Raw genomic sequence first — 14,541 nt, 5'->3', positions numbered from 1 at the left:
TGGGAAACGCTTCTAGAGCAGGCGCGACAGGAACGCCCGGGTGCGTTCGTGTTCCGGCGCGGTCAGCACCGTGGTGGGCGATCCGGCCTCCACCACCACCCCGCCGTCCATGAACACCAGCTGATCGGCGACCTCCCGGGCGAAACCCATCTCGTGGGTCACGACGACCATCGTCATACCGGAACCGGCGAGCTCCCGCATCACGGTGAGAACCTCACCGACCAGCTCCGGATCCAGCGCGGAGGTGGGCTCGTCGAACAGCATGAGTTTCGGGTCCATCGCCAGCGCACGGGCGATGGCGACCCGCTGTTGCTGACCGCCGGACAGCTGCGCCGGGTAGGCATTCGCCTTGTCCGCCAAACCGACCCGGTCCAGTAACTCCTTCGCCCGGGCCACCGCCTCGGCCTTGCGCACCTTCTTCACCTGCGTGGGCGCCTCGATGATATTGGCCAGCGCGGTGCGATGCGGAAAGAGATTGAAATGCTGGAAGACCATACCTATTTCGCGGCGCTGCCGGGCGGCCTCGCGCGGATGCAGCTCGTAGAGCCGGCCTTTGCGTTCCCGGTAGCCGACCAGCTCCCCATCGACGTACAGCCGCCCCGCGTCGACCTGCTCGAGATGGTTGATACAGCGCAGGAACGTGGACTTCCCCGATCCCGACGGTCCGATGAGGCACAGCACCTGTCCCCGCCCGACCTCCAGCGAGATACCGTTGAGCACCCGCAGGGCTCCGAAATTCTTGTGGACCCGCTCGGCCCGGATCATCGGGTCCGTGACCGTGGCGTTCATGTCGCCCTCGCCTCCCCTTGCGCGTCGGCCAGATCCTGCAATTGTTTGGCGGTCAACTGCCGGGACACCCCCCGCGAATAGTATTTCTCCAGGTAGTACTGGCCGATCATGAGGACGCTGGTGATCGCCAGGTACCAGGTCGCGGTGACCAGTAGCAGCGGGATCGGCAGAAAGTTCACCCCGTAGATATCGCGGGCCCGGCCGAAGAGATCGGTGCTCAGCGGAATGGCGGTGACCAGCGCGGTGGTCTTGAGCATGCTGATGAGTTCGTTACCGGTCGGCGGGATGATCACGCGCATGGCCTGCGGCAGCACGGTCCGGCGCATGGTCTGCGACCACGACATCCCCAGCGCGATCGATGCTTCCCGCTGCCCCTCCCCGACGGAGTTGATCCCGGCCCGCACGATCTCGGCCATATACGCCGCCTCATTGAGCCCCAGCCCGATCACCGCGAACGCGAACGCGGCCTGCAGGCTCTGCACATCGATCTCGAGCAGCCGCGGCCCGAACGGCACACCGAAGGCCACATGCTGGTACAGCGAGGGCACCAGACCCCAGAACACCAGCTGCACGTACACCGGGGTACCGCGGAAGATCCACAGATAGACCCAGGCCGCGGCGCGCAGGACCGGATTCGGGGACAGCCGCATGACCGCGAGCGCGGTACCCAGGACCACGGCGATGACCATCGCCAGCACGGTCAGCTCGATGGTGACCACCGCACCCGCCGCGATCCGGGAGTCCCGCAGGTACTGCCAGTACACATCCCAGCGGTAGGCGGGATTGGTGGCCGCGCCGTAGCAGAACAGCCCCACCAGCACCAGGATCACCACCGCCGCGGCCCAGCGGCCCGGCCGGCGCAACGGCACGGCCCGGATGGGTTCGGGGGCGGGACCGGTACCCGGATCGGCGTTCATCGTGTCAGCTCCTCGCACCGTTGATCACGGAGGTCTCCAGTGCACCCTCCTGGAGACCCCAGTTCTCGGTGATCTGCCGGTACTGCCCGTTGTCCATCAGATACTGCACCGCATCCCGCAGCACCGGCGCCAGCGGCGATCCCTTGGCCACCGCCCACCCGTAGGGGGCGGAATCGAACACCGGTCCGGCGGGTTCGATCTTGCCGTCGGTCCGTTTGATCGCGTACGCGGTGACCGGGGAATCCGCGGACATGGCATCGACCTGACCGAGTACGAGGGCGTTGGTCACCGCGCTCTGCTCCTCGAACGCCTCGATGACGATCGGCTCCTTCCCCGCGGCGACACAGCGTTGGCTCTTCGCCGGGACCTCTTCCACGTGCTCGACCGTGGTCGCCTGGACCGCGACACGTTTCCCACAGGCGTTGTCCGGGTCGATATCGTCGCCGGTGCGCTGCGCCCACTGCACCCCCGCGTTGAAGTAGGTGACGAAATCGACCTGTTTCTCGCGCTCCAGCGAATCGGTGATCGAGGACATCCCTATGTCGTAGGTACCGGCCTGGACGGCGGGAATGATCTTCTCGAACGCGGACTCGGTGTAGCGGGCCCGGATACCGAGCACCGCGGTCACCGCGTCCATCAGGTCGATATCGAAGCCGACGATCGCCCCGTGCCGGTCGCGGTACTCGTTCGGCTGATACGGCACGTTCACCCCGACCACCACCTCACCGGCCGCGGCGATATCCGGTGGCAGGCGCGCGGCGAGTGTGTCGACGGCCTGTACCGGCACCTTCGGCGGGACCGGCCCGGTGTCCTCGATATTGGTCACACATCCGGCGGCCAGCACTACGCCGGCGATTCCGCACAGTATGCGCCGCACCCGGCTTCCGGACCTATCGGCCACCGCCACCACCTGCCGCTCGCGAACCATCCGGTCTCGATCAATCGACGACGTTTCTCAGGCACAGTAGGCGACCGCGGCGCGCGAGGCGCCCGGAGTAACCGAAGTTTCACAACCGGGCGTGGCGCGGAAACGGGCCGTCCGCCGCACCGGCGGGAGGCGACCGGCTAGCGTCTGCAGGCATGGTGCAGTCGGTGGAGTTACTACTCGACGAAGCGGCGGAGCAACGGATCCAGCGGCAATGGGAACTGCTCACCGAAGCCGGCCTGCCCTCGCTCGGGCGGGGAAGGCGCGACGGTGGCTCCCACCGGCCGCACATCACCGTCGCCGTGGCCCGGCAGATCTGGCCGCGGATCGAACAGGAACTCGACCGGCTACCGTTCCGGCCGTTTCCGGTACGCCTCGGCGGCGTGCTGGTGTTCGGGGCGCGCCGCCCGATCCTGGTGCGGGCGGTCGTCCCCTCCGAACAGTTGCTGGCCTGGCACCGGCGGGTCCATCAGATCATGGCATCGTGCCCGGACGTTCCGGCGAATATGAGCCCGAACCAGTGGACACCCCACGTCACGCTGGCCCGCCGGGTTCTCCCGCAGCGGATCGGCGAGGCGGTGACAACCGTGGCGACGGACCGGGATATCAACGCGACCGTCGTCGGGGTCCGGCGCTGGGACGGGGATCAGCGCCGCGCCTGGCCGATCGCCGAGCACGGCTGAGCGCAGCCGCCCACCGGCGGGCCGTCGGCACGTAGGGTGGGGTGAGGTGGCGTACGACACCGTCGCGGAACAACCGCGGCCGGGGCCGGCGTTACAGCCCGAGTACCGACCACGAGAGGACGTCATGGCCACCCAGACGCTGACGCAGCAGAACTTCGATGAGGTAGTCACCAGCAACGACGTGGTACTCGTCGACTTCTGGGCTTCCTGGTGCGGACCGTGCCGCAGTTTCGCCCCGACCTACGAGGCCTCATCGGATAAACATCCCGATGTCGTGCACGGCAAGGTCGATACCGAAGCCGAACAGGGCTTGGCGGCGGCCGCCAATATCCAGTCCATCCCGACCATCATGGCCTTCCGGGAAGGCGTGCTGGTCTTCGCCCAGCCGGGTGCGTTGCCGCCCGCGGCGCTCGAGGATCTGGTCTCCCAGGTCAAGGCCCTCGATATGGACGAGGTACGCAAACAACTGGCCGAGCAGCAGGCGGGCGACGGCCAGGTGAGCGAATAGAGTAGACGAAGGACGGCGGGCTCCACACTTTCCGGGGATGGTGTAGAGCCCGCCGTCGCTTCGGTGCCTAGCGGAGCTCGCCCAGGCGGTTGACGCTGGCGATCATGGCACGCACCGACGATTCCGCGCCGTCGGTGGCAAGTGCCGCACCCCAGCCGCGGCGGCCGTCGAATTCGCATTGCACGAAGGTCGCGGTCCCCTGCGGGGTGCGCCGCTGATGGAATCGCAGGATTTCGACCGGATAGCCCGCCTCGTAGAGTGCGGAGGTCATGGCGGCGATCGGGCTGCCCGCGGCCACCACCGATCGGGACCAGCCCGGGAATTCCAGGGTGGCGGTGAAGGCGCCGCCACGAGCACCGGTGGACGACCAGCCCGCGAGCCGGATCGGGCCGGTGCATTCGCCGTAGCGGTCGTGGAAATCGGCCGCGTTCAGTTCCGCGCATTCGCTGCGGAGACTGCGGGGAGCGGCGATGGTCAGGGTGTCGTTGTCCAGAATAGTTGTGGTCATGAGCACGTAGGTCTTCCCAGAGAAGGTCGGCAGGTTTGGGGGACCAGCGAAAGCAAAGGGGGCCCGCAGCGAGGGGGCCGGTCCGAATCAGACCCCGCTACGGCGGGTTACTACTACGGCAAGTAGCCGACGTGCCGTCTCCGCGGTGCGCGCGAGAACCACCGCACCGTCGCGATCAGCGAACGTCGGCGCGGCGCTGAGGCCGTCGGCGGGAATTTGCACGCGTTCGAGGATAAAGACTCCCCTGGCGGATAGCAACCATATCCACCCTTCTTTTCTTCTCCCACTCGGTATTATTTCCGCTGGTCACCGGCTCGTAACCTGGAATCCACCGCCAACCCGGGTGACCAACCGGACTCTCCGAGCGAGTCGCGCGCCACTCCCTGGGCACGGCGGCGGCGACCCGCGCGCCGGTGACCGGCGTGCGCTTTCCGACAGCGAACCGACTCCCGGCGCGTCCGGCCGCGCGGACGGAAGGGCGCCGGCGACGAGCCTTCGGTGCCGGAACGCCCACCGGCACCGAAGGCCTGCGTTCCGGCCCCCGGCGGCTCAGTGAGCGGCGGCGTCCCAGCTGCGCCCGATACCGACCGAAACGCTCAGCGGGACAGACAATTCGATGGCCGAGGCCATTTTCTCCCGGACCAGCTCCCGTAGCCGATCCGCTTCCCCCGCGGCCACCTCGAAGACGAGTTCGTCGTGGATCTGCAGCAGCATCCGGGAGCGCAGCCCCGATTCGGCGAGTGCGGTGTGCACATTGATCATCGCGACCTTGATGATATCGGCGGCCGTTCCCTGGATCGGGGCGTTGAGCGCCATCCGTTCGGCGGCCTCGCGACGCTGGCGATTGCTGTGATCCAGATCGGGGAGGTAGCGGCGCCGGCCGAAAAGGGTCTGGGTGTAGCCCACCTTGCGGGCCTGCTCCACCACGGCGTGCAGATAGTCGCGGATACCGCCGAACCGGGCGAAGTAGATCTCCATCTGCTCCTTCGCCTCCTGAGTACTGATCTTCAGCTGGGCGGACAGCCCGTAGGAGCTCAGCCCGTAGGCCAGCCCGTAGGACATGGCCTTGATCCGGCGGCGCAGCTCCGGGGAGACCTCGGAGATCGGTATGTCGAACGCTTTGGAAGCGACGAAGCTGTGCAGATCCTCTCCGGAGTTGAAGGCCTCGATCAGACCTTCGTCGCCGGACAGGTGGGCCATGATCCGCATCTCGATCTGGCTGTAATCGGCGGTCATCAACGATTCGTAGCCCGCGCCGACCACGAAGGTATCGCGGATCATCCGGCCGGTATCGGTGCGGATGGGAATGTTCTGCAGATTGGGTTCGGTGGAGGACAGCCGGCCGGTGGCCGCGATGGTCTGGTTGAAGGTGGTGTGGATCCGGCCGTCGTCGGCCACGGATTTCAGCAGTCCGTCGACGGTGACCTTGAGCCGGGTGGCGTCCCGGTGCGTGAGCAGATGCTGCAGGAAGGGGTGTTCGGTTTTCTGGTAGAGGGATTCCAGCGCGTCGGCGTCGGTGGTGTAGCCGGTTTTGGTCCGTTTGGTCTTCGGCATATCGAGTTCGTCGAAGAGCACCGCCTGCAGCTGCTTGGGGGAACCGAGGTTGATCTGTTTGCCGATCACCGCGTAGGCGGCGTTCGCCGCGTCGGCGACCTTGTCGGTGAACTGCCGCTGCAGCGCGGTGAGCTGATCGGTATCGACGGCGATCCCGGCGTTCTCGAGTTCGGCGAGCACCCCGAGCAGCGGTAGCTCCATCTCGTCGAGCAGCGGAGTGGATTCGATCGTGGCGAGCTCGGCGTCCAGGGCCTCGGCCAGATCCGCGACGGCACGGGCCCGCAGCATCTCGGTGCGGGCGAGTTCGACGTCCACCGCGTCCTCGGCGTCCAGCAGCGACAGCTGCGGGGCGGCCTCGGTTTCGGTACGCAGCTCCCGGTGCAGGTAACGCAGCGAGAGATCGTCGAGGTTGAAACTGCGCTGACCGGGCCGTACCAGATAGGCCGCGAGTGCGGTATCACTGGTGAGACCGGCCAGGGTCCAGCCACGCCCCCGCAGCGCGTGCAGGGCGCTCTTGGCCTCGTGCAGGGCCTTGTGCCGGGTGGGATCGGCCAACCAGGCACCGAGGGCGGCTTCGTCCTCCGCGGTGAGCGCGGTGGTGTCGATATAGCCGGATTCCCCGTCCGCGGCGGCGATGGCCAGGGCGCGCACATCACCGGCGGCCGGTACCCCGCTACCGGTCAGCGCGAGACCGTGCCGGGCACCGGCGGTGGCGTGTTCGTCGAGCCAATCCGCGATACTGCCCGGTTCCAGCGTCTGCCCGCTGATCTCGAAACCCGATTCGGCCTCGACCGTGGGCGGCGCCAGAGTTTCGAACAACCGGTCGCGCAACACCCGGAATTCCAGATCGTCGAACAGCTGATGGATCCGCTCCCGGTTCCAGGCCCCCTGTGCGAGCTGGTCGGGAGTGTAGGGCAGGGGGACGTCACGGACCATCTCGGTGAGCTGCCGGTTGAGCACCACACTGCTCAGATTGGCGCGCAGCGCGTCACCGACCTTGCCGCGGACCTCTTCGACCTTGTCGACCAGGGTATCGAGATCGCCGTACTCGCGGATCCATTTGGCGGCGGTCTTCTCACCCACACCCGGGATACCGGGCAGGTTGTCGCTCGGATCCCCCCGCAGCGCCGCGTAATCCGGATACTGGGCCGGGGTGAGGCCGTACTTCTTCTCGACCTCCTCCGGTGTGAAGCGGGTGAGATCGGAGACCCCCTTGCGGGGGTAGAGCACGGTGACCTGCTCGTTGACCAGCTGTAGCGAATCCCGGTCGCCGGTGACGACCAGCACCCGATAGCCCTGCGGGACGGCCTGGGTGACGAGGGTGGCGATGATGTCGTCGGCCTCGTATCCCTCGATGGCCATGACGGGAATACCGAGCGCACCCAGCACCTCTTTGGTGAGCTCGACCTGACCGCGGAATTCGTCGGGAGTGGTCGAACGGTTCGCCTTGTACTCGGGATAGGCCTCCACGCGGAAAGTTTGCCGGGAGACGTCGAAGGCCGCCGCGATATGCGTGGGCTTCTCGTCGCGCAACAGGTTGATGAGCATGGCGGTGAACCCGTACACCGCGTTGGTCGTCTGCCCGGTGACCGTTGTGAAGTTCTCCGCCGGCAGCGCGTAGAAGGCACGGTAGGCCAGCGAATGCCCGTCCAGTAGCAGCAGCGTGGGCCGGTCGGCCGGGGAACCGGGAGTGGCGGCGGAAGTGGTCGGCTGCGCGGTGGTCGGTGAGGTCACACCGAGAGTCTAGGGACCCCTACCGACACCCGCGGACACCCGCCACCCCCGCCGGATTCACCCCACGCCAGATACGCTGCCTGCACCGCCGGATCGTTCAGCAGTTCCCGGCCGGGCCCGGTCTTGGTGATCGTCCCGGTCTCCAGGAGGTAACCGCGAGCGCCTGCCGGGCGTTCTGCTCCACCAGCAGCACGGTGGTACCGGCGCCGTTGGCCCCCAGCAGCCTCACCAGCTCCCCTCGGCCACCCGCAGCGAAATACCGTGCAACGCGCGGATTCTGCCGTAGCCCACGACGATATCGTCGACCTCGAGCAGTGATCGCGCGGCGGTTTCCGCCCCCGTCGTCGCGGATCATCGAGGTGATTTCGCCGCATATTCTTTTTCACCTTTTGTTCCAGTGGCGTAAAAATGCCGCCGATACCGGTGAAATCCGCTATACGGGACTCATTGCGGGGCGAGATTCTCCAATACGACCTCCGCCACCGCCTTCATGGTGGTGCGGCGGTCCATCGCGGTGCGCTGAATCCACTTGAACGCCTGCGGTTCACTGAGCCCCTGGGTCTGCATCAGCACACCCTTGGCACGCTCGACCAGTTTGCGGGTCTCCAGGCGCTCGGCGAGAGTGGCGACCTCGCTCTCCAAGGCGGTGATCTCGTGGAACCGGCTGGCCGCCAATTCGATCGCGGGCACCAGATCCGATTTGGTGAACGGCTTCACCAGATAGGCCATGGCCCCGGCGTCACGGGCTCGCTCCACCAGGTCGCGCTGACTGAAGGCCGTCAAGATCACGACCGGCGCAACACGTTTCGACGCGATCTCGGCCGCCGCATCGATCCCGTCCCGGCGCGGCATCTTCACATCCATGATCACCAGATCCGGACGGTGCTCCACTGCCAGATCGACGGCCTGCTGACCGTCGCCGGCCTCCCCGACCACCCGGTAGCCCTCTTCGGTCAGCATCTCGACCAGGTCCATCCGGATCAACGCCTCGTCCTCGGCGACGACCACACGTTTCGCCCCGGCCTCCGCACTAGTGCCCATAATCGACCCCTCTGGTTCCGATGCCTCGTCCCGATACGGGGACGGCGGATCCGGCCGATCCACGGCCGTCGATCCGCCGTCACGCGATCGGGTGCTGTAAAGGTTACCTTTCACCACTATCGACAGCGCATATCCCCTGCGTAAACCGGTTCCCCACACCTCGGCGACCCCCGGATTGGGTGACCGGGCCGCAAAGGCGCTATCATCTGGATCCGGTGCGCCGAGTTGGCGGAACTGGCAGACGCGACGGTCTCAAAAACCGTTGTCCGAAAGGACGTGTGGGTTCGAGTCCCACACTCGGCACCAAGGTCAGACGGTATTTCCGATTCCAGACATCTCCCCCACCCTCACGCAGTCCGCAGTGAGTCCGCAGCAGCCCAGACCTCGGAGCGCGGTAAGACCGCCGGCCGGGGGTCGATATACCCGCGACTCGTGCTTTCCGGAATATCCTTCCCGGCTCATCACGATAGCGGTGCTCAGGACCGCGGGACCGGACCGGTTTTCCGGTTCAGCGGTGCGGAGCGACGGTGCCGGCGGCCCGGACGAGCCGTAGGTGGGCGTTGATGTGCTCCAACCGGTACAGAGAGCGTAGCTGCGCGAGCCGATCCGGATCGGACCCGTAGAACCGGTCGGCCGGCACCTCGTCGAAATCGTGGATGCCATAGAGGTAAGGGCGTCCGCCCAGCTCGCAGCTTCTTTTCAGTAGCGCAGCGAACAGTCGCCGCGTAGCGGCCACCGCGTCCGGGGTACGGCGAACCGTGGCGTAGACCCCCAACCCGATGGAGACCGGTGCCGGGCCCGCCGGAGCGAACGCGAACGCTGTCGCCCCCGGAGGGCGGCGCACGATCAGGAAATACAGCATCATCGGTACACGTTCCAGCGAGCCGGACGATTCCACCACCTCGACGAGGAGTTCCAGGCATCCGGCCGGCACCAGATAGTCACACCACATCCGTACGTGATCGGCGGCGGGTGCGACCGGGCGGGCGTGCTCGTCGCCGACGACCTGCCCCCGGCGCACGATCAGGCACCCGTCTCCGGCACACCGGGAGGGAAAACGGGGCATACCCGTGGTGGAGGAGTACACCCCACGCCGCGCGGAGCCACAGTAGCTGTCGATATCGTCGCGCCGGGCGGCTCGCTCCGTGTACCCGACGAGACCGGCCAGATCGTGGTGCCGAACTCGGTGTAGATGCGCGAACGGCCGGTACGGGAGAGTACGCAGGACCACCCGTTCGATCAGTCCGAGAGCGCCCAGTCCACCGAGCGCGAACCGGAAGAGCTCGGGATGATCGGTCCGCGAGCACCAGCGGCTGGTCCCGGTTCCGTCGGTGAGCTGGATCCGTTCCACCTGATCCACCTGCATCCCGTACCGGACCGAACCGATACCGATACCGCCGACCGAGAGGGTCCCGCCGACGCTCACCGCCGGATGGTCGGTGAGTACCGGCAGGGTCCGGCCACGACCGTTCAGATAGCTTTCCACCCCCTGCCAATTCGCTCCCGCGGGCACCTCGACCATATCTTCCCCGAGCTCGCGCATCTGCCGCGCGGCGGCAACCGGAGCGTAGGTGACGAGTAGTTCCCCGTCGGTAACGGTTTGTCCGTCACAGGAATGTCCGGCGCCGCGCAGGGTCAGGCCGCGACCGGAGCCCAGCAAGACGGAGGGGAACACCTCGGGCATACGGTGCACGAGCGCCGGACCGGCGTGGTACCGCCCACCGAAATCGGTGGTGAATTCGTCGATCGGAGCCTCCCGGAGGGTGGTATCGGACTGGGTACGAGTATGCGACTCTCCCCACCACCGGTGATCCGGCGAATGCCCGCCACGGAGATTCCCACATCGAATTATCATGACGCCACGAGACAGCCGCGAATTCCACGAGGCGAGAACATACGGAACGAATTCGGCGTCGTATGGACGGTCGCGGGACCCGCCGTGTGGCGCACGGGTAATCGCCGACCCTGTGGGGCCGTCCGCGAAGACCTCTCTCGAGGCCGGCGACCGGATCGCCGAGGCGCTGGTGCCCCTGCTGGTGACTCCGGCTCCCGTCACCACGCCCGACGACCACGACCGGCGCCGGGTATGTGCGCGGAACCGCTCCGCGGGGATGCCCATATGGCACGGCTGTACGCGCACTCCCTCGGGTAACGAATCAGGACCGGCCCCTGACTTTCCGCTCGGCGGGCACTACACTTCCGCTCCGGAACATCGATCCGCGAATCCCCCGTTGAAGGTTCGACACACGACAGGAATCAGACATGCCGAAACGCATTTCGGATGTTTCGCTTCATGTTTATGTGACACCGGAAAACCTGGAACGGCTCGTCGACACCGTCAGGGCGGAATTGGCCGACCATGTGGCCGACGGTGATATCTGCGCCTGGCGTTTCACCCAACCGGTTGCCGAGGACGACCCGCGGCACCGGGAGTTCGACAACCGCTGGCGGGCGGAAAATCCCGGTGTGCAACCGTGCGGGCACGCCACTTTCGAAATCGTGCTGAGCCTGGTCGGCGATCCGGAAGAGCTCACCGACTCCTCCGTTCTGGCGCTGGAACACCGGCTGCTGCGGGCCCTGGACACCCTGGGCCCCGCAGCGCCGTACACGTTCAGCGCCGAACAGCGCACCGATTTCGATCTCGAGCCGCTGCTACCGGAACGTCTCTGACCCGGTAACGACCCTCGGATATCCCCGGTATCTCCTGCCCCCTCACCCGCGGGACGGGAAATGCCGGATCACACCCTCCTGCACAGTGGTGGCGAGCAATTCGCCCGCCCGGGAATAGAAACGCCCGGTCGCCAGCCCACGCGAGCCCGCGGCGACCGGGGACTCGGTCGCGTACAGCGCCCAGTCGTCGAAACGGAACGGCCGGTGGAACCAGATCGAATGATTCACCGTGGCGGCCACGATACGATCCAGGCCCCAGGACAGACCGTGCGTGGTGATGATCGAATCGAGCACGGTGGTGTCGGAGGAGTAGCTCAACGCGGCGACATGGATCAGCGGATCGTCGGGCAGAGTGCCGTCGGCACGCATCCACACCCGGTTGTGGTTGAGTTTCTCGCCGGTGCCCTTGAGGATCCAGGCCGGATCGTTGGTGTAGCGCATATCGATCGGATGCGGGGCATTGACGAACATCTCCAGTTTGTCCTCGAAACCGGCGAAGCTCTCCTGGATACGAGGCAAGGTCTCCGGATCGGGTACCTCCGGCCGCGCGTGCGCGTGCTCGAGGCCCTTGCCCCACTCCTGGAACGAGGCCAGCATGACGAACAGCTCCTGGCCGTCCTGAGTGGCGGTCACCGTCCGGTTGGCGAACGCCCGGCCGTCGCGATGGCGCTCCACGTGGTACTCGATCGGCTTCTTCACATCGCCGCCGCGTACGAAATGCGCGTTCAACGCGTGGATCGGGCGGCGGCCGGCGGTCCGGCCGGCCGCGATGACGGCCTGGGACACCAGCTGGCCGCCGAAGGTCCGGCTGGACACCTTCTGCGGGTGGTGACCGAGGAAGACGTCCTCGGCCACCTCCTCGAGGTCCAGCAGTTCCAGCAGCGTATCGAGATCGGTGTGGTTGTCCGTCTCCGCTTCGCCGGCCGGCGCGCTCACCGGGCTTCTCCGCGGTCCTGGGGCATCAGTGGTCCTCCTCGCCGATGCGGTGCACATGGATCAGATTGGTGGAACCGACGGTACCGGGTGGGGAACCGGCCACGATGACCACGAGGTCACCCTTGCGGTACCGGTTCATGCTCAACAGCGCCTGGTCGACCTGTTTGATCATGGCATCGGTACTGTCCACGGTCGGCACGATGAAGGTTTCGGTGCCCCAGGTCAGCGCCAGCTGGCTGCGCACCTCCGGAAGCGGGGTGAACGCCAGCAGCGGCAGCGGCGTGTGCAACCGGGCCAGCCGCCGCACCGTGTCACCGGACTGGGTGAAGGCGACCAGGGCCTTGGCATTGAGCCGCTCCCCGATATCGCGAGCGGCATAGGAGATGACGCCGCGTTTGGTGCGCGGTACATGCGTCAGCGGGGGCACGTTGGTGGATTCGGCCTCCACGGCGTGCACGATGCGCGCCATGGTGCGCACGGTTTCGATCGGATACTTGCCGACGGAGGTCTCCCCGGACAGCATCACCGCGTCGGCGCCATCGAGCACCGCGTTGGCCACATCCGAGGCCTCGGCCCGGGTGGGCCGCGAGTTCTCGATCATGGATTCCAGCATCTGGGTGGCCACGATCACCGGCTTGGCGTTCTCCCGGGCCATCTGGATGGCCCGTTTCTGCACGATGGGTACCTGTTCGAGCGGAAGTTCCACCCCGAGATCACCGCGGGCCACCATCACCGCGTCGAAGGCCAGTACCACGGCTTCGAGATTGTCGATGGCCTCGGGTTTCTCCAGTTTGCCGATCACCGGCACGCGCCGGCCGACCCGGTCCATCACATCGTGGACGAGTTCGATATCCGAGGGCGAGCGCACGAACGACAGCGCGATGAAATCGACGCCGAGGTTCAGCGCGAATTCCAGATCCTCGATGTCCTTGTCGGAGAGCGCGGGCACCGAGACATCCATCCCGGGCAGCGAAACACCCTTGTTGTTGCTGACCGGGCCGCCCTCGGTGACTTCGCAGACCACGTCGGCGCCCTCGACGCGTATCACCTCGAGTCCGACCTTGCCGTCGTCGACCAGCAACCGGTCGCCGGGTTTGGCATCGTCGGCGAGCTGTTTGTAGGTGGTGGAGACGCGGTCGTGATCACCGTCGATCTCGTCGACGGTGATCCGGACGATCTCGCCCGTCGCCCAGAAGGCGCGTCCCTCGGTGAAGCGACCCAGCCGGATCTTGGGGCCTTGCAGATCGGCGAGAATGCCGACGGCGCGGCCGAGATCATCGCAGGCCTGCCGCACCTTCTTGTAGTTTTCGGCGTGGTCGGAGTGCTCGCCGTGGCTGAAATTGAGCCGGGCGACATCCATACCACTCTCGACGAGCTCTCGAATACGTTCCTCGGTGGCAGTGGCCGGGCCGAGAGTGCACACAATCTTCGTCCGTCGCATCACGTGTCGAGCCTAATCCTGCCGAGATGTTCCGCGCCGCCCGGCCCGCGGAGCCGATCGACAGGGGAACACCGGGGTGAACCGCGGCCCAACGCCGCGCGAACCATCGTGGACCACGAGCTCGAGCATGCTGTTATCCGGAGGTGAATTCCGCGATACGGTTCCGGCCGGTCCGAGACCGAACACCGCGGACCCGCGGGGGTTCCGGGTCCGCGGCGGGGCATCGGCCTAGTTCTCGCGCAACGGACGTCCGTGGGGGTCCTGCACGCTACCGGTGAGCATCATGATCCCGTCGATCAACGGCCAGATACCGCCGAGACCGCAGGTGAGCCAGGTGGCCGCGATCTGGAAGATGGCGGTGCTGGTGTCACCGATGTAGAAACGCCCCGCGCCGAAGCTGCCCAGGAAGATCTGCAGCAGACCGGCCGTGAGCTTCTGCTTGTCGGAATACGGGACACCGTTCATATCGCGCCCGTACGGGGCTTCGGGATCCATCGGGTTGTACCCGCCGGGCCCCATCGGGGCACCGTAACCCGGGGACGGCTGACCGTAGCCCGGGGCGCCGTACTGGGGCCCGCCCTGCGACGGGTACGGCTGCGGCTGCGACGGATACGGCTGCTGCGGCTGCGACGCGTACCCCGGCGCGCCGGGTCCTTTACTCAGATCCGGGCCGGTCCCGGGCGGGCCGTACTGCGGTCCGCCCTGTTGGTACGGATCGGTCATTCTTCCTCCTCTACGTGTGCCCCCGACAGCGGAGGACAACCGATTGTCGCCTCCCCTGCGAGAAGATGCTGCCAGACGACCGCGCCGGCCGCCGAACGACGTCCTATTCGGC

14 protein-coding genes, 1 tRNA gene and 1 pseudogene are annotated in these 14,541 nt (G+C 66.6%); 4 read left to right on the top strand and 12 right to left on the bottom strand.

All coding sequences use genetic code 11. The features are described 5' to 3' along the window. Positions 1–12 precede the first annotated feature (12 nt). Genes ACYR7D_RS15970 through ACYR7D_RS15960 form a run of 3 tightly spaced genes read right to left on the bottom strand, consistent with a single transcriptional unit; the run spans position 13 to position 2,634 of the window. Entirely contained in the window at positions 13–765 is a 753-nt protein-coding gene (locus ACYR7D_RS15970; protein ID WP_459550181.1) for an amino acid ABC transporter ATP-binding protein, read from the bottom strand. A 20-nt stretch (positions 766–785) separates the two neighbouring features. Beyond that, positions 786–1,706 (bottom strand): amino acid ABC transporter permease, encoded by a 921-nt coding sequence (locus ACYR7D_RS15965; RefSeq protein WP_459545369.1) that lies wholly within the window; start codon positions 1,704–1,706, stop codon positions 786–788. 4 nt (positions 1,707–1,710) lie between these two features. Continuing rightward, on the bottom strand, positions 1,711–2,634 hold the full coding sequence (locus tag ACYR7D_RS15960) for an ABC transporter substrate-binding protein (RefSeq protein ID WP_459545368.1): 924 nt from the start codon (positions 2,632–2,634) through the stop codon (positions 1,711–1,713). Between the two features lie 152 nt (positions 2,635–2,786). On the opposite strand from ACYR7D_RS15960, the gene ACYR7D_RS15955 reads away from it, so the two are divergent. Next, positions 2,787–3,314 carry a 2'-5' RNA ligase family protein gene (locus tag ACYR7D_RS15955; RefSeq protein WP_459545367.1) on the top strand — a complete coding sequence of 176 codons (528 nt, stop codon included), beginning with the start codon at positions 2,787–2,789 and terminating at the stop codon, positions 3,312–3,314. Between the two features lie 124 nt (positions 3,315–3,438). After that, a complete protein-coding gene (gene trxA, locus ACYR7D_RS15950) occupies positions 3,439–3,822 on the top strand; it encodes a thioredoxin (RefSeq protein WP_459545366.1) in 384 nt (127 codons plus the stop codon). A 67-nt stretch (positions 3,823–3,889) separates the two neighbouring features. Here the strand turns inward: trxA and ACYR7D_RS15945 are convergent, their stop codons facing one another. The 5 genes and pseudogenes from ACYR7D_RS15945 to ACYR7D_RS15925 form a co-directional block, all read right to left on the bottom strand. Continuing rightward, on the bottom strand, positions 3,890–4,330 hold the full coding sequence (locus tag ACYR7D_RS15945; protein ID WP_459545365.1) for a 2-keto-3-deoxygluconate kinase: 441 nt from the start codon (positions 4,328–4,330) through the stop codon (positions 3,890–3,892). 87 nt (positions 4,331–4,417) lie between these two features. Beyond that, positions 4,418–4,552, bottom strand: a complete 135-nt coding sequence (locus tag ACYR7D_RS15940) for a hypothetical protein (RefSeq protein ID WP_459545364.1) — start codon at positions 4,550–4,552, stop codon at positions 4,418–4,420. Positions 4,553–4,879: 327 nt separating this feature from the next. Continuing rightward, a complete protein-coding gene (gene polA, locus ACYR7D_RS15935; protein ID WP_459545363.1) occupies positions 4,880–7,618 on the bottom strand; it encodes a DNA polymerase I in 2,739 nt (912 codons plus the stop codon). Between the two features lie 184 nt (positions 7,619–7,802). Then, a pseudogene (locus ACYR7D_RS15930) lies at positions 7,803–7,933 on the bottom strand (ABC transporter ATP-binding protein); the annotation flags it as partial. Between the two features lie 129 nt (positions 7,934–8,062). Continuing rightward, entirely contained in the window at positions 8,063–8,659 is a 597-nt protein-coding gene (locus ACYR7D_RS15925; RefSeq protein ID WP_459545362.1) for an ANTAR domain-containing response regulator, read from the bottom strand. Positions 8,660–8,878: 219 nt separating this feature from the next. On the opposite strand from ACYR7D_RS15925, the gene ACYR7D_RS15920 reads away from it, so the two are divergent. After that, positions 8,879–8,965, top strand: a tRNA-Leu gene (locus ACYR7D_RS15920). 202 nt (positions 8,966–9,167) lie between these two features. On the opposite strand, the gene ACYR7D_RS15915 is transcribed toward ACYR7D_RS15920, so the two are convergent. Beyond that, positions 9,168–10,514 carry an FAD-binding oxidoreductase gene (locus ACYR7D_RS15915; protein WP_459545361.1) on the bottom strand — a complete coding sequence of 449 codons (1,347 nt, stop codon included), beginning with the start codon at positions 10,512–10,514 and terminating at the stop codon, positions 9,168–9,170. A 407-nt stretch (positions 10,515–10,921) separates the two neighbouring features. On the opposite strand from ACYR7D_RS15915, the gene ACYR7D_RS15910 reads away from it, so the two are divergent. Next, on the top strand, positions 10,922–11,329 hold the full coding sequence (locus ACYR7D_RS15910) for a hypothetical protein (RefSeq protein ID WP_459545360.1): 408 nt from the start codon (positions 10,922–10,924) through the stop codon (positions 11,327–11,329). Between the two features lie 42 nt (positions 11,330–11,371). On the opposite strand, the gene ACYR7D_RS15905 is transcribed toward ACYR7D_RS15910, so the two are convergent. The 3 genes from ACYR7D_RS15905 to ACYR7D_RS15895 all read right to left on the bottom strand — a co-directional run bounded on the left by ACYR7D_RS15905 (position 11,372) and on the right by ACYR7D_RS15895 (position 14,429). Further along, complete coding sequence (locus ACYR7D_RS15905) at positions 11,372–12,265, bottom strand: acyl-CoA thioesterase (RefSeq protein WP_459545359.1); 894 nt, start codon at positions 12,263–12,265, stop codon at positions 11,372–11,374. 25 nt (positions 12,266–12,290) lie between these two features. Beyond that, positions 12,291–13,709 (bottom strand): pyruvate kinase, encoded by a 1,419-nt coding sequence (gene pyk / locus ACYR7D_RS15900; protein WP_459545358.1) that lies wholly within the window; start codon positions 13,707–13,709, stop codon positions 12,291–12,293. A 225-nt stretch (positions 13,710–13,934) separates the two neighbouring features. Further along, positions 13,935–14,429: a TM2 domain-containing protein gene (locus ACYR7D_RS15895; protein WP_459545357.1), complete on the bottom strand. Its 495-nt coding sequence runs from the start codon at positions 14,427–14,429 to the stop codon at positions 13,935–13,937. Positions 14,430–14,541: the final 112 nt, after the last annotated feature.

This window comes from Nocardia sp. X0981, from assembly GCF_977089955.1.
The sequence above is the reverse complement of the archived record's forward strand: the minus strand, read 5'-3'. Positions and strand labels throughout refer to the sequence as shown.

What these genes read in the sequence shown, in the direction of transcription:
- ACYR7D_RS15955 (WP_459545367.1), top strand. Translation starts at nt 2,787, where the DNA reads ATGGTGCAGTCGGTGGAGTTACTACTCGACGAAGCGGCGGAGCAACGG.
- ACYR7D_RS15915 (WP_459545361.1), bottom strand. Translation starts at nt 10,514, where the DNA reads ATGATAATTCGATGTGGGAATCTCCGTGGCGGGCATTCGCCGGATCAC.
- ACYR7D_RS15970 (WP_459550181.1), bottom strand. Translation starts at nt 765, where the DNA reads ATGATCCGGGCCGAGCGGGTCCACAAGAATTTCGGAGCCCTGCGGGTG.
- ACYR7D_RS15945 (WP_459545365.1), bottom strand. Translation starts at nt 4,330, where the DNA reads ATGACCACAACTATTCTGGACAACGACACCCTGACCATCGCCGCTCCC.
- trxA (WP_459545366.1), top strand. Translation starts at nt 3,439, where the DNA reads ATGGCCACCCAGACGCTGACGCAGCAGAACTTCGATGAGGTAGTCACC.
- ACYR7D_RS15965 (WP_459545369.1), bottom strand. Translation starts at nt 1,706, where the DNA reads ATGAACGCCGATCCGGGTACCGGTCCCGCCCCCGAACCCATCCGGGCC.
- ACYR7D_RS15960 (WP_459545368.1), bottom strand. Translation starts at nt 2,634, where the DNA reads ATGGTTCGCGAGCGGCAGGTGGTGGCGGTGGCCGATAGGTCCGGAAGC.
- ACYR7D_RS15910 (WP_459545360.1), top strand. Translation starts at nt 10,922, where the DNA reads ATGCCGAAACGCATTTCGGATGTTTCGCTTCATGTTTATGTGACACCG.
- ACYR7D_RS15925 (WP_459545362.1), bottom strand. Translation starts at nt 8,659, where the DNA reads ATGGGCACTAGTGCGGAGGCCGGGGCGAAACGTGTGGTCGTCGCCGAG.
- ACYR7D_RS15895 (WP_459545357.1), bottom strand. Translation starts at nt 14,429, where the DNA reads ATGACCGATCCGTACCAACAGGGCGGACCGCAGTACGGCCCGCCCGGG.